The following is a 15,908-nucleotide window of genomic DNA, read 5'->3' as shown; positions in this document are numbered from 1 at the left end:
TAGTAGTTAGTAAGTTAGCTTCTAATACTTGAAAATAAAGAGGGAATGAAATGAGTCTGTCGAACGTCCAAATGAATTCGTCTCCGAGAGATGAAGATGGCTTTATCCAAGGAGTAAAAGATTGTGTCCCCACGCTGCTGGGTTATTTAAGTATCGGATTAGCTGCAGGTGTGATCCAAAAGACTGCGGGACTTAGCATCGCTGAGATCGCTCTGATGTCTATGATTCTCTATGCTGGCTCAGCTCAGTTTATTGCTGCGGGTATGATAGCAGCAAGTAGTTCGATTACTGCCATTATTATTACGATTTTCTTTGTCAATCTTCGTCATATTTTACTTAGTGCCGCACTAGCACCTTATTTCCGGCATCTTACTCCACTTCGCAACATGCTAGTAGGTTCTCTACTCACCGATGAGACATTCGGTGTCGCGATTACCGAGGCGGCCAAGAAAAAGCGAATCAGTGAGAAATGGATGCATGGTCTCAACATAACCGCTTATGTAAATTGGCTTGTAGCGAATGTAGCAGGAGCATTTTTGGCACAATGGATTTCGAATCCGGAGAAATTCGGACTAGCATTTGCCCTGCCAGCTATGTTTATTGGCATTCTCGTACTCTCCATGTTAGGGCGAAATAGAATCAAACTTGATATCGTTGTCGCAATTATTGCAGTGGTCATTGCTGTAGGAAGTTCTTTCTTTTTGTCCAGCAGTATGGGCGTTATTGTGGCTACAATTATCGCTTCAACAATAGGAATGGTGGTAGAAAAATGGAAGTAAGATGGGACATTTTTTTGATTATTCTAGGCTCAGCTTTTGTCACGTTCATTCCAAGGGTCGTTCCTCTTATGGTGCTTAGTCGTTTTGAATTACCAGAATGGGCAATGCGTTGGTTAAATTATGTTCCCATTTCTGTAATAGCTGCTCTGATAGGTCAAGAGATATTTATCCATGACGGAAAGCTTACATCTCTTACCAACAACATTGAATTTTTTGCAGCCATACCGACTTTTTTAATTGCGATAAAAACAAGAAGTTTATTGGGAACCGTACTGGGCGGTATTATTTCCATTATCATTTTACGCTTATTGTTTTGAATCTAGATCCTAGAGTTTTATAAAGGATGCAAGGCTATAAATATGAAATTGATATGCGCGATGTACTAAGGGTCTAGCGGCAAGCCGCTAGATCTTTTTGTATGCAGCAACCATTTGAATAGAGCCCCTTTTTCTTTTGTGGTCAGGTACTCTACATATAACCATACTAAATCGATTCATTTGAATAAATTATAGAGATCTTTGTGCTTCTTACAAATCGCTCAAGGAGGAATCATATGGATGACTCATGTATACTAGGCCCTTTAGATCCAAAGGAACGGCGGCATAAAGCATATAAAATTCGAAAACAAGCTGCTAAAGAAGAAAAGTCGCACAAAATCTTGCCGCAGCCTTGCAATCACGATGAGAGAAAATATCCGAACAAAATTGGAAACTTCACGAAGGGACTGCCGCATAACGGTCTTGGAGAAGTTGATCAACATGCTTACCAGGCATATCTCAAAGCATTGAAAAGCGGGAAGCCAAGTAAATTCGAGGATATTCCCCTCGGGGGAATGCTCAAACTCGTTAATCCGCAAGGGGCTTACGTGTATGATCTTGCCGGGCCCGACGGACATTCCTTAACGATTCCAGCTCCTCCTTCGATAAACAGTGCTGCGGCCGCCAGCGATATGGTAGAACTATACTGGCAATCGTTGTTGCGGGATGTTCCGTTCAACAGCTACGACAGAGATCCATTAGCCGCTGCAGCAGCGGAGAACCTTTCGAATCTGAAGGATTTTTACGGGCCTAAAATAAATGGACAAGTAACACCGCAAACTTTATTTCGCGGCGTTACGCAAGGCGATCTGGTAGGGCCGTATATCTCGCAATTTTTATATAAAGATATTCCATTTGGCGCCACTTCTATTATTCAAAAATACAAGGTTCCTTTGGCGGGTCAACATTTCTTAACGGATTATCAAACATGGTTGAGCATTCAAAATGGTGCTGCTCCGTCTGCTTCCATTGTCTATGATCCTGAACCTCGTTTTTTAAGAAACGGAAGAGATCTGAGTGAATGGGTGCATAAAGATTTTTCTTATCAAGGTGTGTTAATGGCCTGTTTATATTTGTTGAGCTTAGGATCTTCCGCACTTGATCCAGCTAATCCGTATTTTCATTCGCGCACCCAGACTGGATTTGTTACCTTTGGTTCTCCGTATATTTTGGATTTGGTCGCACGGGCCGCGAATTTCTCGATGGAATCTGCCTGGTATCAGAAGTTTCTTGTGCATCGGAGACTGCGGCCGGAAGAGTTTGGCGGTCTCGTTCAACAGAAAATAACGAACAATGCAAATTATCCGATTAATGAGCAGCTCCTGAATTCTCCCGCAGTGGATCTAACCTTCAATAAATACGGAACCTACTTGCTGCCGCAGGCTTATCCGGAAGGCTGCCCGGCACATCCGTCCTATCCGGCAGGTCATGCTGTAATTGCCGGCGCAGGCGTTACGATGTTAAAGGCATTCTTCAATGAAGATTTTGTTCTCCTGAACCCGGTTACAGTGAGCGAAGACGGTCTGTCCCTTGAGCCCTTTAACGGAGCGCCGCTCACAATAGGCGGTGAATTGAATAAGCTTGCCAATAACTTTGCTATCGCTCGGGCATTTGCTGGCATTCATTATCGCTCTGACTGTTTCCATGGCATGGAATTGGGCGAGGCTGCCGCCATTGGTTTGCTTCGCAACTACAGGCATACGTTTAACGAACCATTCTGCGGATTCAAGCTTACGAAATTCGACGGTACAACCATAATTGTAAAATGATCGCTGGGGATAAAGCAGCCTTAGCCCGAAGGAACACGAGCTAAGGCTGCTTAAGCATATTACTGTTTATTTGAACGTGGGCGATTCAGTCACGGATTGAAATATGAAAGATACAGCCTTCTTTTTTCAAATTAGTTAGAGATCCTTAAATTAAGCGTACCGCTCGATCAGCGTCTCATACACGCTTTTTGGACGGAGTCCGACGAGTTTCTCTACCGGCTCGCCGTTATGAAACATAATGACCGTCGGCATAGACATAACTCGGTACTCGGACGCGATGGCAGGGGAGTCGTCACAGTCTACCTTGACTACGTTTACCCGTTCCCCATATTGTTGATCCAACTCGTCGAGAATTGGCAGAAGCGCTTTACATGGCGGGCACCACGTTGCTCCGAATTCAACAAGTGTAACCCCTTGCTCGCGAATAGATCCGTGAAAGGATTGTTCATTAACTTCGTATATACTCATCGTTATTCCTCCCGGTTTGTTGTTTTTCTTTCCTTCATAATGAAGCGGATGCGCTCTTGCAGATTGGACTTTATAGATTGAAGAAGATGGATTTGCTCGTCGATTTCCGCAAGCTTTTGCTCATATATCGGGAGCACCTCTTGGCAGAAGGCTTCTTCATTCTTGAGGACGCATTGCAGAAATCCAGCGATTTGCTCCGTTGTGAGTCCAAGGCTTAAATAAAACTGAATGGTGCGCACTTGTTCTTCCGCAAACGTTGAATATTCGCGGTAGCCATTCGTATGCCTAGCGGGAGTAAGCAATCCCTGCTGCTCATAATAACGCAGTGAGCGAAGGCTAACCCCAGTTCGGGTGGAAAGTTCCCCGATTCTCATGTTCAAATCCCCTTCATGAATGATTCTTTTTCATTATAAACCCTGACACTGGTGTTAAGGTCAACCACTAGTTGATGTTTTGTATGAATAACTATAGTCAAGCAAGAAGGGGTGTCTTAACATTTGCGCAAATACAGCAAAACCTCCAGTTCCACATCGTGGGCTGGAGGTCTTATTGTTTTGAATGGTGATCCCTAAAAGGGCACCAAGTATCCTATTTAAATAGATTCAGCGTCGTAATGATGAACGGCATGGCAAACACGTCGATAAGAAAGGCGCCTACAATGGGAACGATCAGGTACGCTTTACGATAAGACCGAAGGTTGCTGCATTGGTATGCGGATGGCGTCAACAATTACATCAAACAAGCCAAAGCCGCCAGATCGCTGCCAGTCGAATTTACGATTCTGGGGTATGAACCCGTGGAATGGCAGCCTGTGGACTCCTTGACGATTGGCAAATACATGGCCTATGATCTGGCAGGCAACTGGGAGGATGCCAAGGTTTATCAAGAGGAAATTAAGGTAAAAGTGGGGGCACCGGTGCCCTATGAAGTTGTCGTGACCCGGAATGGGCCGATTCAGTGTTTTTTTCGGAGTGGTGCCGATCGGATTCGAGTTTGTAGTCGACTTTCTCCCGTTTGTTGGAATGCCCGATGGACGTACGACGCTTGTAAATGAGCTTCCACTTCTCCGAATCCCGAGCGGTTTGGGGGAAGAACCCAAGGTGAAACGTTGCTAGAATTCAACTGTGCTCATGACGAGACTGACTGCATCATGCCGTGAGGCTGGCTGAAGTCTTGGATACAGGGGCAAATCGCATATGCTATCCGCCACAGAAATCATGTACATGTGATAGCCGTTGAAGTACTTTTCTCTGGCGCTGTCCCAACCTGGTCGTGCTAAGTGCCGAAAGATCCCCGAGCAAGCCCAAATTCGCTGAGACCGTAAGAATCTGAGATTGGAAGAAGTCAGATATCCGGTCAGCAGGCAAAGCAGTCTTCTTGTCGGTGTGACGCATCATCCACTCCACGAGACGCTTGATTCTTCTTGGAGTCGTGGTAGGAGCTTTTTCTCCCTTCTTGCCTTTCTTTGTTTTGTTTTTACGCTTGCGTTGTTTCTTGGGTTTGAGATTTTTGTCCACAGTAGGCCTGAGTTGGTTGAAAAAAGAGTTTAACAACGTTTCACACATATTTTTACCAATTGAAGATGTAGTAGAAATAAAGAATCCCCCTACAGAAGTAGGAGGATGACAAGCCCTCGCTATTCGACAGCTTCGACCGTGACGATCGGATTAGCCAGCAGATTCACCTTGATCGATGCATCACCGCTGTCCTCCAGCTTGCCGTCCTCCAGTTGCGCCTCGAAATAATTCTTGAACCGGCTGAAATGCTCCTGCATCCGATCTGCGGCCCGCCAGCATTTGAATCCCCTTGAAGCCAATCATTACCACCGCGGCAGTGCATAACAAGATCATCATATTCAGCGGGTTCAGGACGTTTCGGATCGTCATATACATCAGCCTCTCCCGGCCGAGTCCTGAAAGTCAGGATCCCATTCGTATTTCTCGCGCACAATCCGGTTCACCTCGTCGGCGATGCGATCCCATTTTTCATGCGGGTGCTGTCGAATCATCCGGTGCAGCCGGAGCAAGCGCACCTTCGGCAGTCGATGGGCGTAGCGCCGTACCAATCCGGGATAGGCGAGCACGTAACGCTTCATGCGTACGGCCGCGCCGGCTACGCCCGCCAGGATGTCCTGGCCGTTGTCCAGCCCGAGAATTTCCGGCTCATAATGGATGACGAACTGGAACGTGCGGTCCTTGATCAGATCCCGCTTGATTTTGGCGATCTCGCCGATGTAATCGGCCAACAGCGGATCATATTGCTGTAGCAAGAGCGGTTCCAGTTCCAGCTCCATATCTTTGCGCAGTGCGAAGTAATGAAGCAGTGCCAACTGCTGCAGACGAATCGTATCGTTGCGGATTAACGGCAGCAGCTGGCGCAGCAGTTCGTAGGTGAGCTGCTTGTCGTCATCCCAATGCGAGAAGGCGTGCTCCCAGTCGCGGTATAGATCCTGAGCCAGCTTCTCCTGCTCGCGCTGCAGCAGCTGGTCCAGCTCGCGGCTGGCTTCGGCGGACCTCTCCTTGCGCTGGACGAACCAGAGCAGGCCGATAAGCAGAATGGACGCTGCGGCGCAGAGCGCCATATGACCGAATGTGTCGCTAATCAGGATGCCGATGAGCCCAAGCAGCAGGGCGAAGAGCTGCTTCGTCTGCATTGATCGCCTCACCCGGGCGGCCGCGTACCGTTCGATCGGGCGCAGTGAGGTTTTGCCGCAGACAGGACAGACATCTTCCTCCAGCGCGGTGAAGGCCTGACACGAGCCGCATCGATGCACGAGATGATAGAGCTGCTTCGGCTTGTGGTACGGTCTGAAATAGACAGGTATTTTTTTCATGTCGATCTCCCGCTCTCTCCGTTCACAATAGAGACAAGCCGGGCGTCAATATCCGCCGGCGAAGGCGTCGTCTTCCGCCGAACCCAATAGAGGACGGTCTGGCTGGCGACAAATAGAAACAAAATTGCGATACAACAGTATGTTAACATAGTGAGTCCCTTCCTTTTAACAGCAAACTAGAGTAATAGGATATGCTCCGCAAGCCCATAGTAAACTATCAAGGCTGCGTGTCCTTGTATCGTATACTGATTAGACAAATTTCGACAATGGTATCCTTCATTCGGATGACTTTGTCCCTATTGCATAGTGTCGAATAAGGTTGAACTTTATAGTTACTGATTATATCATAATGACAGATTGGTGGTAGAATCGACAAATATGTTGTCATTTCAGACGATATGGTGGCGGGGAAGCCGAGAAAATTCAGAAAATGTTCATCTAATCTTAATAACTATAAGGTATAACAAAATAGTGCCTTCTTCAGTGGCGCTTGTGTGCCTGCCATTAACCTATCACTTTATGATAAAGGAGTACAATTATGCTTCGGAGAAAATTAGCTGCTTACATGATGTTATTCACTCTGGCATTCGGCTTGCTGCCCGTGCTCGGGAAGGTGCCTGCAGCGCAGGCGGCCGAGGCGGCCTCGAAGATCGATGCCATGCTTGTTATCGATGTGAGTAATTCGATGGATACGAGCGATACAGACAAGATCGGCAACGAAGCGATGAAGATGTTCATCGATATGCTGTCTTCCGCAGGCGACAAAGTCGGCATCGTCGCTTATACCGATAAAATCGAACGTGAGAAAGCGCTGCTGGAAATTCAGTCCCAGGAGGACAAGGAGGATCTGAAGCAGTTCATCGATCAATTGAACCGCGGGGCCTATACCGATATCGCGGTCGGGTTGAAGGAAGGCGTCAAGGTGCTCGAGCAGGGAGCCGACCCGGCCCATGAGCCGATGATCGTGCTGCTGGCTGACGGCAACAACTATTTGAACAAGAACAGCGGCCGCACGCAGGCGAAGTCGGATCGGGAGCTGAGCGCGGCGGTAAAAGAAGCGAAGCAAAAGGGCATCCCGATCTATACGATCGGACTGAACGCCGACGGGCAGTTGAACAAGGAAGCGCTGGCCGAATTGTCGAAGCAGACGAACGGCAAATCGTTCGTCACATCGTCGGCGGACGACCTTCCGCAAATATTGAGCGAGATTTTTGCCAGCCATCAGAAGCTGAAAATCGTTCCGATCCAGCCGATCACCGGGAACGGGAGCTATCAGGACGTGACGGTGAACGTGCCGAATGCGAACGTCATGGAGGCCAATATTTCCATCCTGTCCTCGAAGCCGGTTGAATTGAAGCTGTACGACCCGTCCGGCAAGGAGGTCGCGATTCCTTCCGATGACGTCCAGCTATCCCGTTCGAATAGCTATTCGCTCCTGAAGCTGATCCAACCGGTCCAGGGCGACTGGAAGCTGCAGGTCAAGGGGGCGGATAAGGACAAGATCGATATTAATCTCGTCTTCAACTATGATCTGGATCTGACGATGGACCCGATTTCGGCCAAAACGTATAAAAAAGGCGATAAAATCAAAATCGGCGCCTACTTGACCAGCAATGGCCAGAAGCTGCAAAATGATGCGCTGTACCAGAACATGAGCGCCGTGCTGAATGTCAAGGATCTCGATACCGGCGATACGGTCGATCTACCCCTCGCTCAGGCGGGCAACCGCTTCGAAGGGGAATTCGAGGTGAAGGACAAGCATGATTACGAGATCATAGTAAGGGCGGAGGAGAAGAGCTTCTACCGGGAGACGGAGCCGGTCAAGGTGAGCGCCAAGCCGGCGGGCGCCGGATCGTCCGCTCAAGCAGGGGCAGGCGAAGGAAATGCGGCTAAGCCGTTCCCGACGTGGATCGTCTATGCGGCTATCGGCCTCATCGTCCTCGCTCTGGCCGGCGGGTTCCTCCTCGCGGCATGGAAGAAGGCGAACCGCGGCTTCGTCGGCCAGATGGTCATCGAGATCCGCGATGAGAATACGGGAGAGAAGACCTATCCGCAATATAAGAAGTTGACCGCCTTCAAAGGCAAATTCACGATTCACCAACTGCTGCAGTTGGCGCCCGAGTTCAAGGAGACCGAGAAGATGGTGTTTATGCCGGGCAAGAGCGACCGCATCCTGCTCAAGAACGGATCGGCCGGGACAGTTGAGAAATCGGGCCGCGCCGTCGATGCGAGCAGAGGGCTGGAGATGAAGAGCGGCGACCGGATTACAGTGCCGCTGCAACAGGTTGATAAAACGGTCTGGATTGAATATATCGTGTAGAACCGTTCCGCAAGCCCGTTTTTGAATTTGAAATGATAGGGAGGAACATCCATTTATGAAACCAATCGTCAGAGAACATATTCAGCAATTGGACGTATCGCTGGGCGGAGGCATCGTCAGCGACAAGATCCGCGTCGACACGATCGACAATCCGATCCTGATTATCGGCTTGGGAGGGACCGGCATCGACGCCCTGCTGCGGTTGAAGTATCAGATCAATCGCAGATTCAAGCTGCCAGAGGATCCGATCTCGAAGAAGAAGCGTGGGAAGCCGGACAATGTGGAGTTCCTGGCATTCGAGACGAATGAACAGGATCGCAACAAAACATACCGCGGCATCGGACTCGATCCGCTCAATGAATTCGTGCTGCTGTCGAACGCCGAGATAGGCGGGCTGCTGCAGAACCGCAGCATTCTGGAGCCATATATTACCGAGTGGCTCTCCCCTGAGCTGAGCATCACCGACGGAATGAACGGCGCCGCCGGCGTGCGCCAGGCGGGCCGCCTGCTGCTGTTCACCAAGATCAATCAGGTCGTGCAGGCGATTGACAAGAAGATTAAGACGCTGTCCGTCGGCACGAACAAGAAGCTGATGGTGTTTCTGCTGTCCGGCTTGTCCGGCGGGACCGGCAGCGGCTGCTTCTTGGACATCGCCTATATCGTGCGCGGCATTATCGAGCGGGATTATGGCTCGGCAGGCATCGATCGCGTCAATACGCTCGGCTATCTATTCACTCCGGACGTGAACCTGTCGAACAAGAGCCTAAGCGAGCATACGCGCGAATATATCAAGAAGAACGGCTACGCTGCGCTCAAGGAGCTTGATTACTGGATGAACGTCGATGGCCGCGGCGAGCGCTTCCGGCAGAAGTACGGCAACATTTTGACGGTCAATTCTCCACTGTCACCGTTCAACCTGTGCCATCTGATCTCGGCGACGAACACGGAAGGGAAGCTGCTGGAGAACGCGTATGACTACTGTATGAACGTGACGGCGGAGAACATCACGAACTTCATGGCGAGCGAGGAGAAGCAGTCCGGCGAGGAATTCGCGATTCACGATTACATCAGCAACATCCGCACGAATATCGCCCAGATGAACCGGGCGTATCCGGCGAATTACGAATATAACATCATCGGGGCTTCGTCGGCCGTCCTGCCGATCGAAGAGATGACAACCTATCTCGGGTACCGCCTGTTCCAGAAGATGGAGAAGATGTTCCAGAAGGCGCCGAGCCAGGAGGAGGTCGAGAAGTTCGCCCGCAAGCTAGGCGTCGATCTCGACACGATGGTGCAGACGTTCGAATCGCGCGTGCCGGAGCCGCTGCCAGGCTTCGAGAACAGCGAGCGCCTGAGCTATAACAATGTCATCAAAATGCAAGTCGTCAATATGGATACGGAGCTGGAGCAGACATTCCTAGCACGGGCGCGCGAGGAATACATCAAGGCGAAGAAGCAGCTTCCCGGCGAGATCGTCGGCAGCTTCACCGATCAGATCCGGCGGATGTTCCTCCATCCGGAGCAGGGGCCGTTCTATGTGTCTCGTCTTATCTACACGGAGAAGGGCTTCTGCTTGTTGAAAATGCTGCTCTCCTACATCGAGACGCTGCGCGAAAATCTGCATCATATTCCGCGCGACATCGAGGCGGCACAAGAGCAGGCGAGCGAGCGTCTCGGCGATGCGAAGAGCGCCTTTATTTCCAAGGACAAGAAGAAAAATATGTACATCGAAGCCAAAATTCAGGAATATTGGCTGCATGCCGATGTGGAGCGCACGGAGCAGATGATCGAATTCTACGAAGATCTGTATCAGTTGCTGAACCATGAGAACAACCGCATTTATAGCGTATTTACTGAAATATTGAACGCTCTCAACTCGATCTTCGAGAAGAACGGCGACATTCTGATCAACGGCGAGGAGCAAGCCGACCATAAGGGGAACCGGACCTATTACTGGAACATCGTCAGCGTACCGGACATCTCGAAAGTGATCAGCAACATTATGGATCAGAAGGAAGTCGACGACCTGATCCGCGACTTCTCGCTGGAACTGCTGAATCACTCGAACCAATGGGTCAAGGAGCAGGAGCTTGATATCGTCAGATCGATTTCAGATTTCCTGTCGGACAAGTTCGGCGATCTGATTACGCAATCCATGGAAGAGTTCCTTGTCATGAAGTTCGGCAACGACGAGTCGATCGATAAGTTCGTCGAGCGCCAGATCGCGAGCAAGCTGGATGACGAGGCGGTTCCGGTGTTCCATTTGAGCAACAGCTCGGGCAATCTGCATTTTCCGCGCTGGGGCTTCGTATCAGTGCCCGTCAAGGCGCCGAGCATTCTCAAAGGGATCCGCAACTACCAGAACAATGCGGTCGGCAAGTCGAACTTCACCGTCAAGGAGAGCGAGGTGAAGAACCGCATATTCTGGCTGAATACGCATAACGGGGTGCCGCTCTTCGTCTATACGCCGCTCAAAGTATACGAGGAGAGTTATGAGCGCACGATTCTCGACAAAGAAGGGATCGGCCGCCATCTTGTGCAGACCGACAAGGCGAACTGGACGTATCTTCCTTCCCCAATCCCGGAGCAATCTTGGGGAGATACGTACCGGAACGAACGGGTGCAGAAATACAACGCCCGCGTCCGCACCGAGTTCGAGCGGGGCGCGCGGTTCAAGACCGTCATCGAAAAGGGGATGGACGACAATACGAGCAACCGCTATGCCATCGTCTTCACGAAGCCGTTCAACCTCACGGACATGCTCACAAGCTACGATATGCAGCTGCAGGCCGCGAAGCCGAATCTCGGGGAAGTGAAGCGCGCATACCTGGATCTGAAGCGGCTGCTCGAAGAGGGCTTGGAGCCGGTTGAGACCAAAGATATTTTCGGCAGCATCACTGAGGAGCTGGCGAAGGAGAATCTGATCCGTTCGCCGGAGCTGATCGCGCGTCTGCGTGAGGAGCTGGCCAAGTACGAAGCGATCAAGGCGAAGGTGGCGGAGTTCGAGCAATTGCTCGGCCAGCATCAGGACGAGGAGAAGCAGCAGGATCAATTCATCGAAGCGATGTACACCGGAACGATCTGCAAAAAAGGCGCGCTCTATGTATATGACCGCGACGAGGAAGAGGAAGCGTGGGAGCCGTTCGTCAATCTGATGAAGAGCCGGGATTATGTCGAGTACGAGGTATACGAGCATTTCCGCGGCCTGGATGAGAAGCATCGCGGCACGCTGCTGCGCAAATCGGCCCGCCGCGCCGCCGAGATGACGGCAACGGAGGATGTCGATCCGCTGCTGGCGAAGCTGGATGAGCTGTACACGGCGTTCCTAGAGGCGCGCGAGCGGCTGGAATACGAGAAAATCGAGCTGGCGAACGGCGAGGATACGTACCAGTTCTACAAGCAGTTGACGACCAAGCTGAACGCCATTCGGAGAAAGTTGAAATAAGATGATGACGCAGACCAAAGTGGAAAGGTTCGCAACCGAATATGCGCGCGACGAGGATCGACTCACCGGCCGGGACGATAACCAGAGCAGCATTCATTATCCGACGGTGTTCCTCTTCATCGGCGACAAGGCGGGGGACGCGATTGAGCCGATGATCCAGATTAGCGACCGGAAATGGGATAACAGTGCCGGCGTCATGTACGTGCACATTGCGTCCCGTGGTCTAGGGGTAGAAGTCTCCGGCGGGGAAGATTCCGCCGCCCGCAGCGCCGCTTCTGCACGGCATGGCGCAGAACCCGGCGGCAGAGTTGCCCGGCTCGTGCTTCCGCTCGGCGGAAGCGGGGATAACGACAGCCGCAGGACGATACGCCGCGATGTGCACCGTAAGTTCTACGCGGAGGAGGGCGGCCTGCTTGAGCTCAACCGCATCTTGCGGAAGGTGAGCAGCGATATCGCGGAGTACGGCCGCCTCTATGCTTCGTTCGACCGGATTCATCTGGCGGTCATTACGCGGGCCGATGATCCGCTCACTGTGCTGGTGCCGGAAATTACGCTGCTGGCGGAAGCGATTTTTCAGCAATCGTTCAAGTCGGTGCAGACGGATTTGTACGCGCTCATCAGCGAGCGGGAGCAAGCCGAATCCTTCGGCTATGCCAGCTCGGCTGGAGTCGCGTTCCTGCGTGAGCTCGATTATATGCAGAGTCCAGACTACTCGTTCTCGGCCCCGCTGCATGTGACGGAAGACAGGATTGCGATCGAGGTGACGCATCCCGCTTCGCCGTTATTCGATCTCGTCTATGTGCTGACGGACAAAAATGAACGTGGCATGTCATCCTTCGACGAAGAAGACAATTACGAGATCATTTGCCATATGAACCTGTTGAAAAACCGGAAGCGGATCGACTCGGCTGGGGCGCATGGAATGGATAGCTACAACAACACCTCCCTGCGTAACAATCTGATGACCGAATCCGGCCGGATCGGGTTCGTCTCGGCGGGCTTCTCAAAGGTGAAGCGCCCGAATCATTCGATAGCGCTCGCTGTGCTGTACCATTTCTGCCGGGAGCTGACCGAGCGGATGAAGGGCGGGCCCGAGCGAACGGCCGCGGAGAAGCTTGCCTGGTTCGGACTGAACACGGAAGCGATAGAGGCCCAGGTCGATCAGACGGTCCCGGCCGCGGAGCGGCTCGGCGACATGAACGGCTTGATGACGCATGGCATCAGCTTCAGCCAGCTGAAGCGCATGACGCTGCGCGAAGCAGAGGAAGCGCTGTTCGGCAGCGGCTGCACCGCTTTTTTCCGGGAGAACTATGAACGGGCCGCCGAGAGCGCGATCCGGCAGCTTCCGGACGACGAGCTGCATGATGCGGTCCGGCAGCGGTTGGCCGCCCAGACGGATACCTGCTTCTATCATGTGTACGCCTGGACGAACGAGGCCGAGGAAGCGGGCAGCGTCTGGCCGCTTCTGCACGGCCGCATCCGCGAGGCGGCAAGAGCGCTGGAAGCGGCGCGGGCGGAGCTGGAGCAGAAGTATAGCGAGACGGTGGAGGCGCAATCGTTCCAACGGCTGCCGCTGATGGATAAGCACAATGTACGCAGCTTCATCCGCGCCTTCTTCGACACCGTGTACTTCCAGAAGCTGGAGGTGCTGCGGCTGGAGACGGAGCTGCGGCTGTATCGGAAATATGAAGCGGAACTGGAACGGCTGCACGCGATCTGCAAGCAGTACGTGCAGCAGATGGAGTCGCTGGAACGGACGCTCCGGGAAGCGGCGCTCGCCAGCATCCGCCGGGCTGATGATTATATCGGCCAAAATATTATGGAGTATTATGAACGTGTGACGGCGGATGTCATGCGGGACATCGAGGCGAAGCGGGGGCCGGGGGCCTTCGGCGAAGAGCGGTATATGGGCAGCGTCACTCGCCTGCTGGAGCAGGGGATAGAAGCCTTGGCCGCGCGACTGTGCGAGGTATGCCGGGATCATATGTTGACCGCGGCTCCGTTCCGGCAGACGTTCGAGGAAGAACTGCTGCGGCGGGCGAACGTGACGATCGACTATAGCAACCAGGAGGTGCTGTCGCGGGACGAACTGTTCAAGAAGCTGTATCGGACGCTGGAGGAAAATGCTGGCATTCATATCCGCTTGCTCGATTATACGCATAAGCACCGCTACGAGGAGAAATATTTTTTCGGCGACGCGACGAGCGAATTTATGCGGTATGCGTTGAACGAGGAGGAGACGTCCCGCATCTACAAGCTCGGCTGCGTGCACGAGAAGCGAAGCAGCGGGGTAGAGAAGCTGAACATGATGGGCGGCTTCCGCGTCGAGGACCTGATGTATTACCGGAACGGCAAAATGTATTACGAGAGCTACGTGCAGAACGGGTACCGATTCCATGGTATCGATCCTGGACTGCTGCCGCCTATCCGTTAATCCGGGTATGCCAGGCGAGCTTCCGCCGGGCTTCCGTGCGGGACAGCAGGCGTTCCGTACAGACTGCTGCCGTTCTCGGGGGGGATGGCGGGGAAACGGAACGCCAGCGCATCGATCCGGGGGGCAGAAGCTGCGTCCGGGGCAGCGGACCTGGCATGGAGCGGGTCATGACGATTACCTGAACGTATATGTAAATACCGGCCTTTATGAACACGTATTTTATGTGAGGTTATGTGAAAGGATGCTATATTTATGCAGCGAAAAGTGAATTGGCTCATGGTGCTGTTCAGCCTGATTGGAGGCATGGTCGGCTGGGCCGCCGGGGAGTGGCTGCTGTGTCGTATGGTTGGCCACTGGCCGGATGTCGTGGTGAGCGGGCTCTACTTCGGGATCATCGCCCTATTCATCGGCCTGGCCTGTCTGACGGCCGAGATGATCTCGCCCCGGCTGAATGGCCAATCGTGGCGGCAGCGGTATGCGGGCACATCGTGGCTGGTGCTCGTGCCCGCGACGCTCGTCCTGCTGTTCATCGCGGGGCTGACGCTCGAAGCAGCCTACCAGATTGAAGCGGGCGGCGTGAAGTCGATCGAAAATATCGTGCTTGTGATCGACAATTCGGGCAGCATGGAGCAGACGGATCCGAACCAGGATCGCTATAAAGCGGCCAAGCGAATGATCGAAGATATGGATCGGGACAAGCGGGTAGCTGTGTTTGTATTTAACGACAGCGTGACCCTGCTTCAGCCTTTCGTGCAAGTGAAGGATCAGGCTGTCAAGGATGAGCTGTTCGCTAAGATGGATGGGCTCCAGCCGACGCAGGGCCGTACGGATATCGGCCTGTCTCTATCCGAAGCGATGAAGCATATTAAGGACAATCCGGCTGATTCGGGCGGCACGATGGCCGTCCTGCTGTCGGACGGCTTCAGCGAAGTGAATACGAACGAAGTGCTCGCTGATTATAAGGCGAAGCATATTGCCGTTCACACGATCGGCCTCAGTCTGGTGGACGCGGAAGGCTCGGGCCTACTACGCCAGATCGCGGACGAGACCGGCGGCCAGTATTACGATGTGTCCAAAGCGGACGATCTGTCGTTCGTTTTCGAGCAGATCTACAGCAGCATCGGCGATCGGACGTTGGTGACGGAGCGTTCCGGGCCGCTTCGGGACAGCGGCTATTATAAGGCGCTGCATGTCATTGCCCTCGCGCTGATTGGCACTACGCTTGGCTTGTCGCTCGGCCTCGTGTTCGACAACCGCTATCTTGCCAAGAGCTTCGCTATCGGCGGGGCTGTGGCGGGGCTGCTTGCTGGTCTATTGCTGGAGGCCGGCTTGTCCGGACGACCGCTTGCGGACGGAGCCGTGCGCCTCGGCGCCGATCTAGTGCTGGCGGGCGTCATTGCGCTGTTCACGCTGGCCGTGCCTGTGCAGGAGAGCCAGCGGCAGCAGGAAAGCCGCCGGCGAAGAGGAGCGGCGGGGAATGAAGGCAGCAGCCTGTCCGGACGGCAGACCGATCAGAACAGCCGTGGATTCTAGTGTGGAGGGG

At 52.8% G+C, this 15,908-nt stretch carries 14 protein-coding genes and 1 pseudogene; 9 read left to right on the top strand and 6 right to left on the bottom strand.

All coding sequences use genetic code 11. The features are described 5' to 3' along the window. Positions 1–50: 50 nt before the first annotated feature. From M3661_RS25775 to M3661_RS25765, 3 genes are all read left to right on the top strand, one after another. On the top strand, positions 51–779 hold the full coding sequence (locus tag M3661_RS25775) for an AzlC family ABC transporter permease (RefSeq protein WP_251489828.1): 729 nt from the start codon (positions 51–53) through the stop codon (positions 777–779). Further along, positions 770–1,096: an AzlD domain-containing protein gene (locus tag M3661_RS25770; protein ID WP_021255845.1), complete on the top strand. Its 327-nt coding sequence runs from the start codon at positions 770–772 to the stop codon at positions 1,094–1,096. The genes M3661_RS25775 and M3661_RS25770 overlap by 10 nt, the downstream gene beginning before the upstream one ends. Before the next feature lie 236 nt (positions 1,097–1,332). Next, entirely contained in the window at positions 1,333–2,865 is a 1,533-nt protein-coding gene (locus M3661_RS25765) for a vanadium-dependent haloperoxidase (protein ID WP_251489825.1), read from the top strand. A 150-nt stretch (positions 2,866–3,015) separates the two neighbouring features. On the opposite strand, the gene trxA is transcribed toward M3661_RS25765, so the two are convergent. Together trxA and M3661_RS25755 are read right to left on the bottom strand one after the other, a co-directional pair. After that, complete coding sequence (trxA, locus tag M3661_RS25760) at positions 3,016–3,333, bottom strand: thioredoxin (RefSeq protein ID WP_251489815.1); 318 nt, start codon at positions 3,331–3,333, stop codon at positions 3,016–3,018. 2 nt (positions 3,334–3,335) lie between these two features. Next, on the bottom strand, positions 3,336–3,707 hold the full coding sequence (locus tag M3661_RS25755) for a MerR family transcriptional regulator (RefSeq protein ID WP_251489813.1): 372 nt from the start codon (positions 3,705–3,707) through the stop codon (positions 3,336–3,338). Positions 3,708–4,024: 317 nt separating this feature from the next. Here M3661_RS25755 and M3661_RS25750 point away from each other — a divergent pair. Then, positions 4,025–4,201 (top strand): annotated as a pseudogene (locus M3661_RS25750) (penicillin acylase family protein); the annotation flags it as partial. Positions 4,202–4,532: 331 nt separating this feature from the next. Here M3661_RS25750 and M3661_RS25745 read toward each other — a convergent pair. The 4 genes from M3661_RS25745 to M3661_RS25730 form a co-directional block, all read right to left on the bottom strand. Beyond that, on the bottom strand, positions 4,533–4,850 hold the full coding sequence (locus M3661_RS25745; RefSeq protein ID WP_251489810.1) for a hypothetical protein: 318 nt from the start codon (positions 4,848–4,850) through the stop codon (positions 4,533–4,535). Positions 4,851–4,969: 119 nt separating this feature from the next. Then, positions 4,970–5,149 (bottom strand): hypothetical protein, encoded by a 180-nt coding sequence (locus M3661_RS25740; protein ID WP_251489808.1) that lies wholly within the window; start codon positions 5,147–5,149, stop codon positions 4,970–4,972. Positions 5,150–5,224: 75 nt separating this feature from the next. After that, positions 5,225–6,166 (bottom strand): hypothetical protein, encoded by a 942-nt coding sequence (locus M3661_RS25735; protein WP_251489806.1) that lies wholly within the window; start codon positions 6,164–6,166, stop codon positions 5,225–5,227. Continuing rightward, a complete protein-coding gene (locus tag M3661_RS25730) occupies positions 6,163–6,315 on the bottom strand; it encodes a hypothetical protein (RefSeq protein WP_175400634.1) in 153 nt (50 codons plus the stop codon). The genes M3661_RS25735 and M3661_RS25730 overlap by 4 nt, the downstream gene beginning before the upstream one ends. 389 nt (positions 6,316–6,704) lie before the next feature. Here M3661_RS25730 and M3661_RS25725 point away from each other — a divergent pair, with 389 nt between their 5' ends. The 5 genes from M3661_RS25725 (at position 6,705) to M3661_RS25705 (ending at position 15,898) form a co-directional block, all read left to right on the top strand. Continuing rightward, positions 6,705–8,486: a vWA domain-containing protein gene (locus tag M3661_RS25725; RefSeq protein WP_251489777.1), complete on the top strand. Its 1,782-nt coding sequence runs from the start codon at positions 6,705–6,707 to the stop codon at positions 8,484–8,486. 55 nt (positions 8,487–8,541) lie between these two features. After that, complete coding sequence (locus tag M3661_RS25720; RefSeq protein WP_251489775.1) at positions 8,542–11,931, top strand: tubulin-like doman-containing protein; 3,390 nt, start codon at positions 8,542–8,544, stop codon at positions 11,929–11,931. Position 11,932: 1 nt separating this feature from the next. Beyond that, positions 11,933–14,365 (top strand): transcription initiation factor TFIID, encoded by a 2,433-nt coding sequence (locus M3661_RS25715; protein WP_251489774.1) that lies wholly within the window; start codon positions 11,933–11,935, stop codon positions 14,363–14,365. 35 nt (positions 14,366–14,400) lie between these two features. Continuing rightward, a complete protein-coding gene (locus M3661_RS25710) occupies positions 14,401–14,547 on the top strand; it encodes a hypothetical protein (protein ID WP_251489772.1) in 147 nt (48 codons plus the stop codon). 70 nt (positions 14,548–14,617) lie between these two features. Beyond that, on the top strand, positions 14,618–15,898 hold the full coding sequence (locus M3661_RS25705) for a vWA domain-containing protein (protein WP_251489770.1): 1,281 nt from the start codon (positions 14,618–14,620) through the stop codon (positions 15,896–15,898). The last annotated feature ends 10 nt before the right edge of the window (positions 15,899–15,908 follow it).

This window comes from Paenibacillus sp. MER 180 (genome assembly GCF_023713665.1).
Classification (GTDB): domain Bacteria; phylum Bacillota; class Bacilli; order Paenibacillales; family Paenibacillaceae; genus Paenibacillus_B; species Paenibacillus_B suaedae.
The sequence above is the reverse complement of the archived record's forward strand: the minus strand, read 5'-3'. Positions and strand labels throughout refer to the sequence as shown.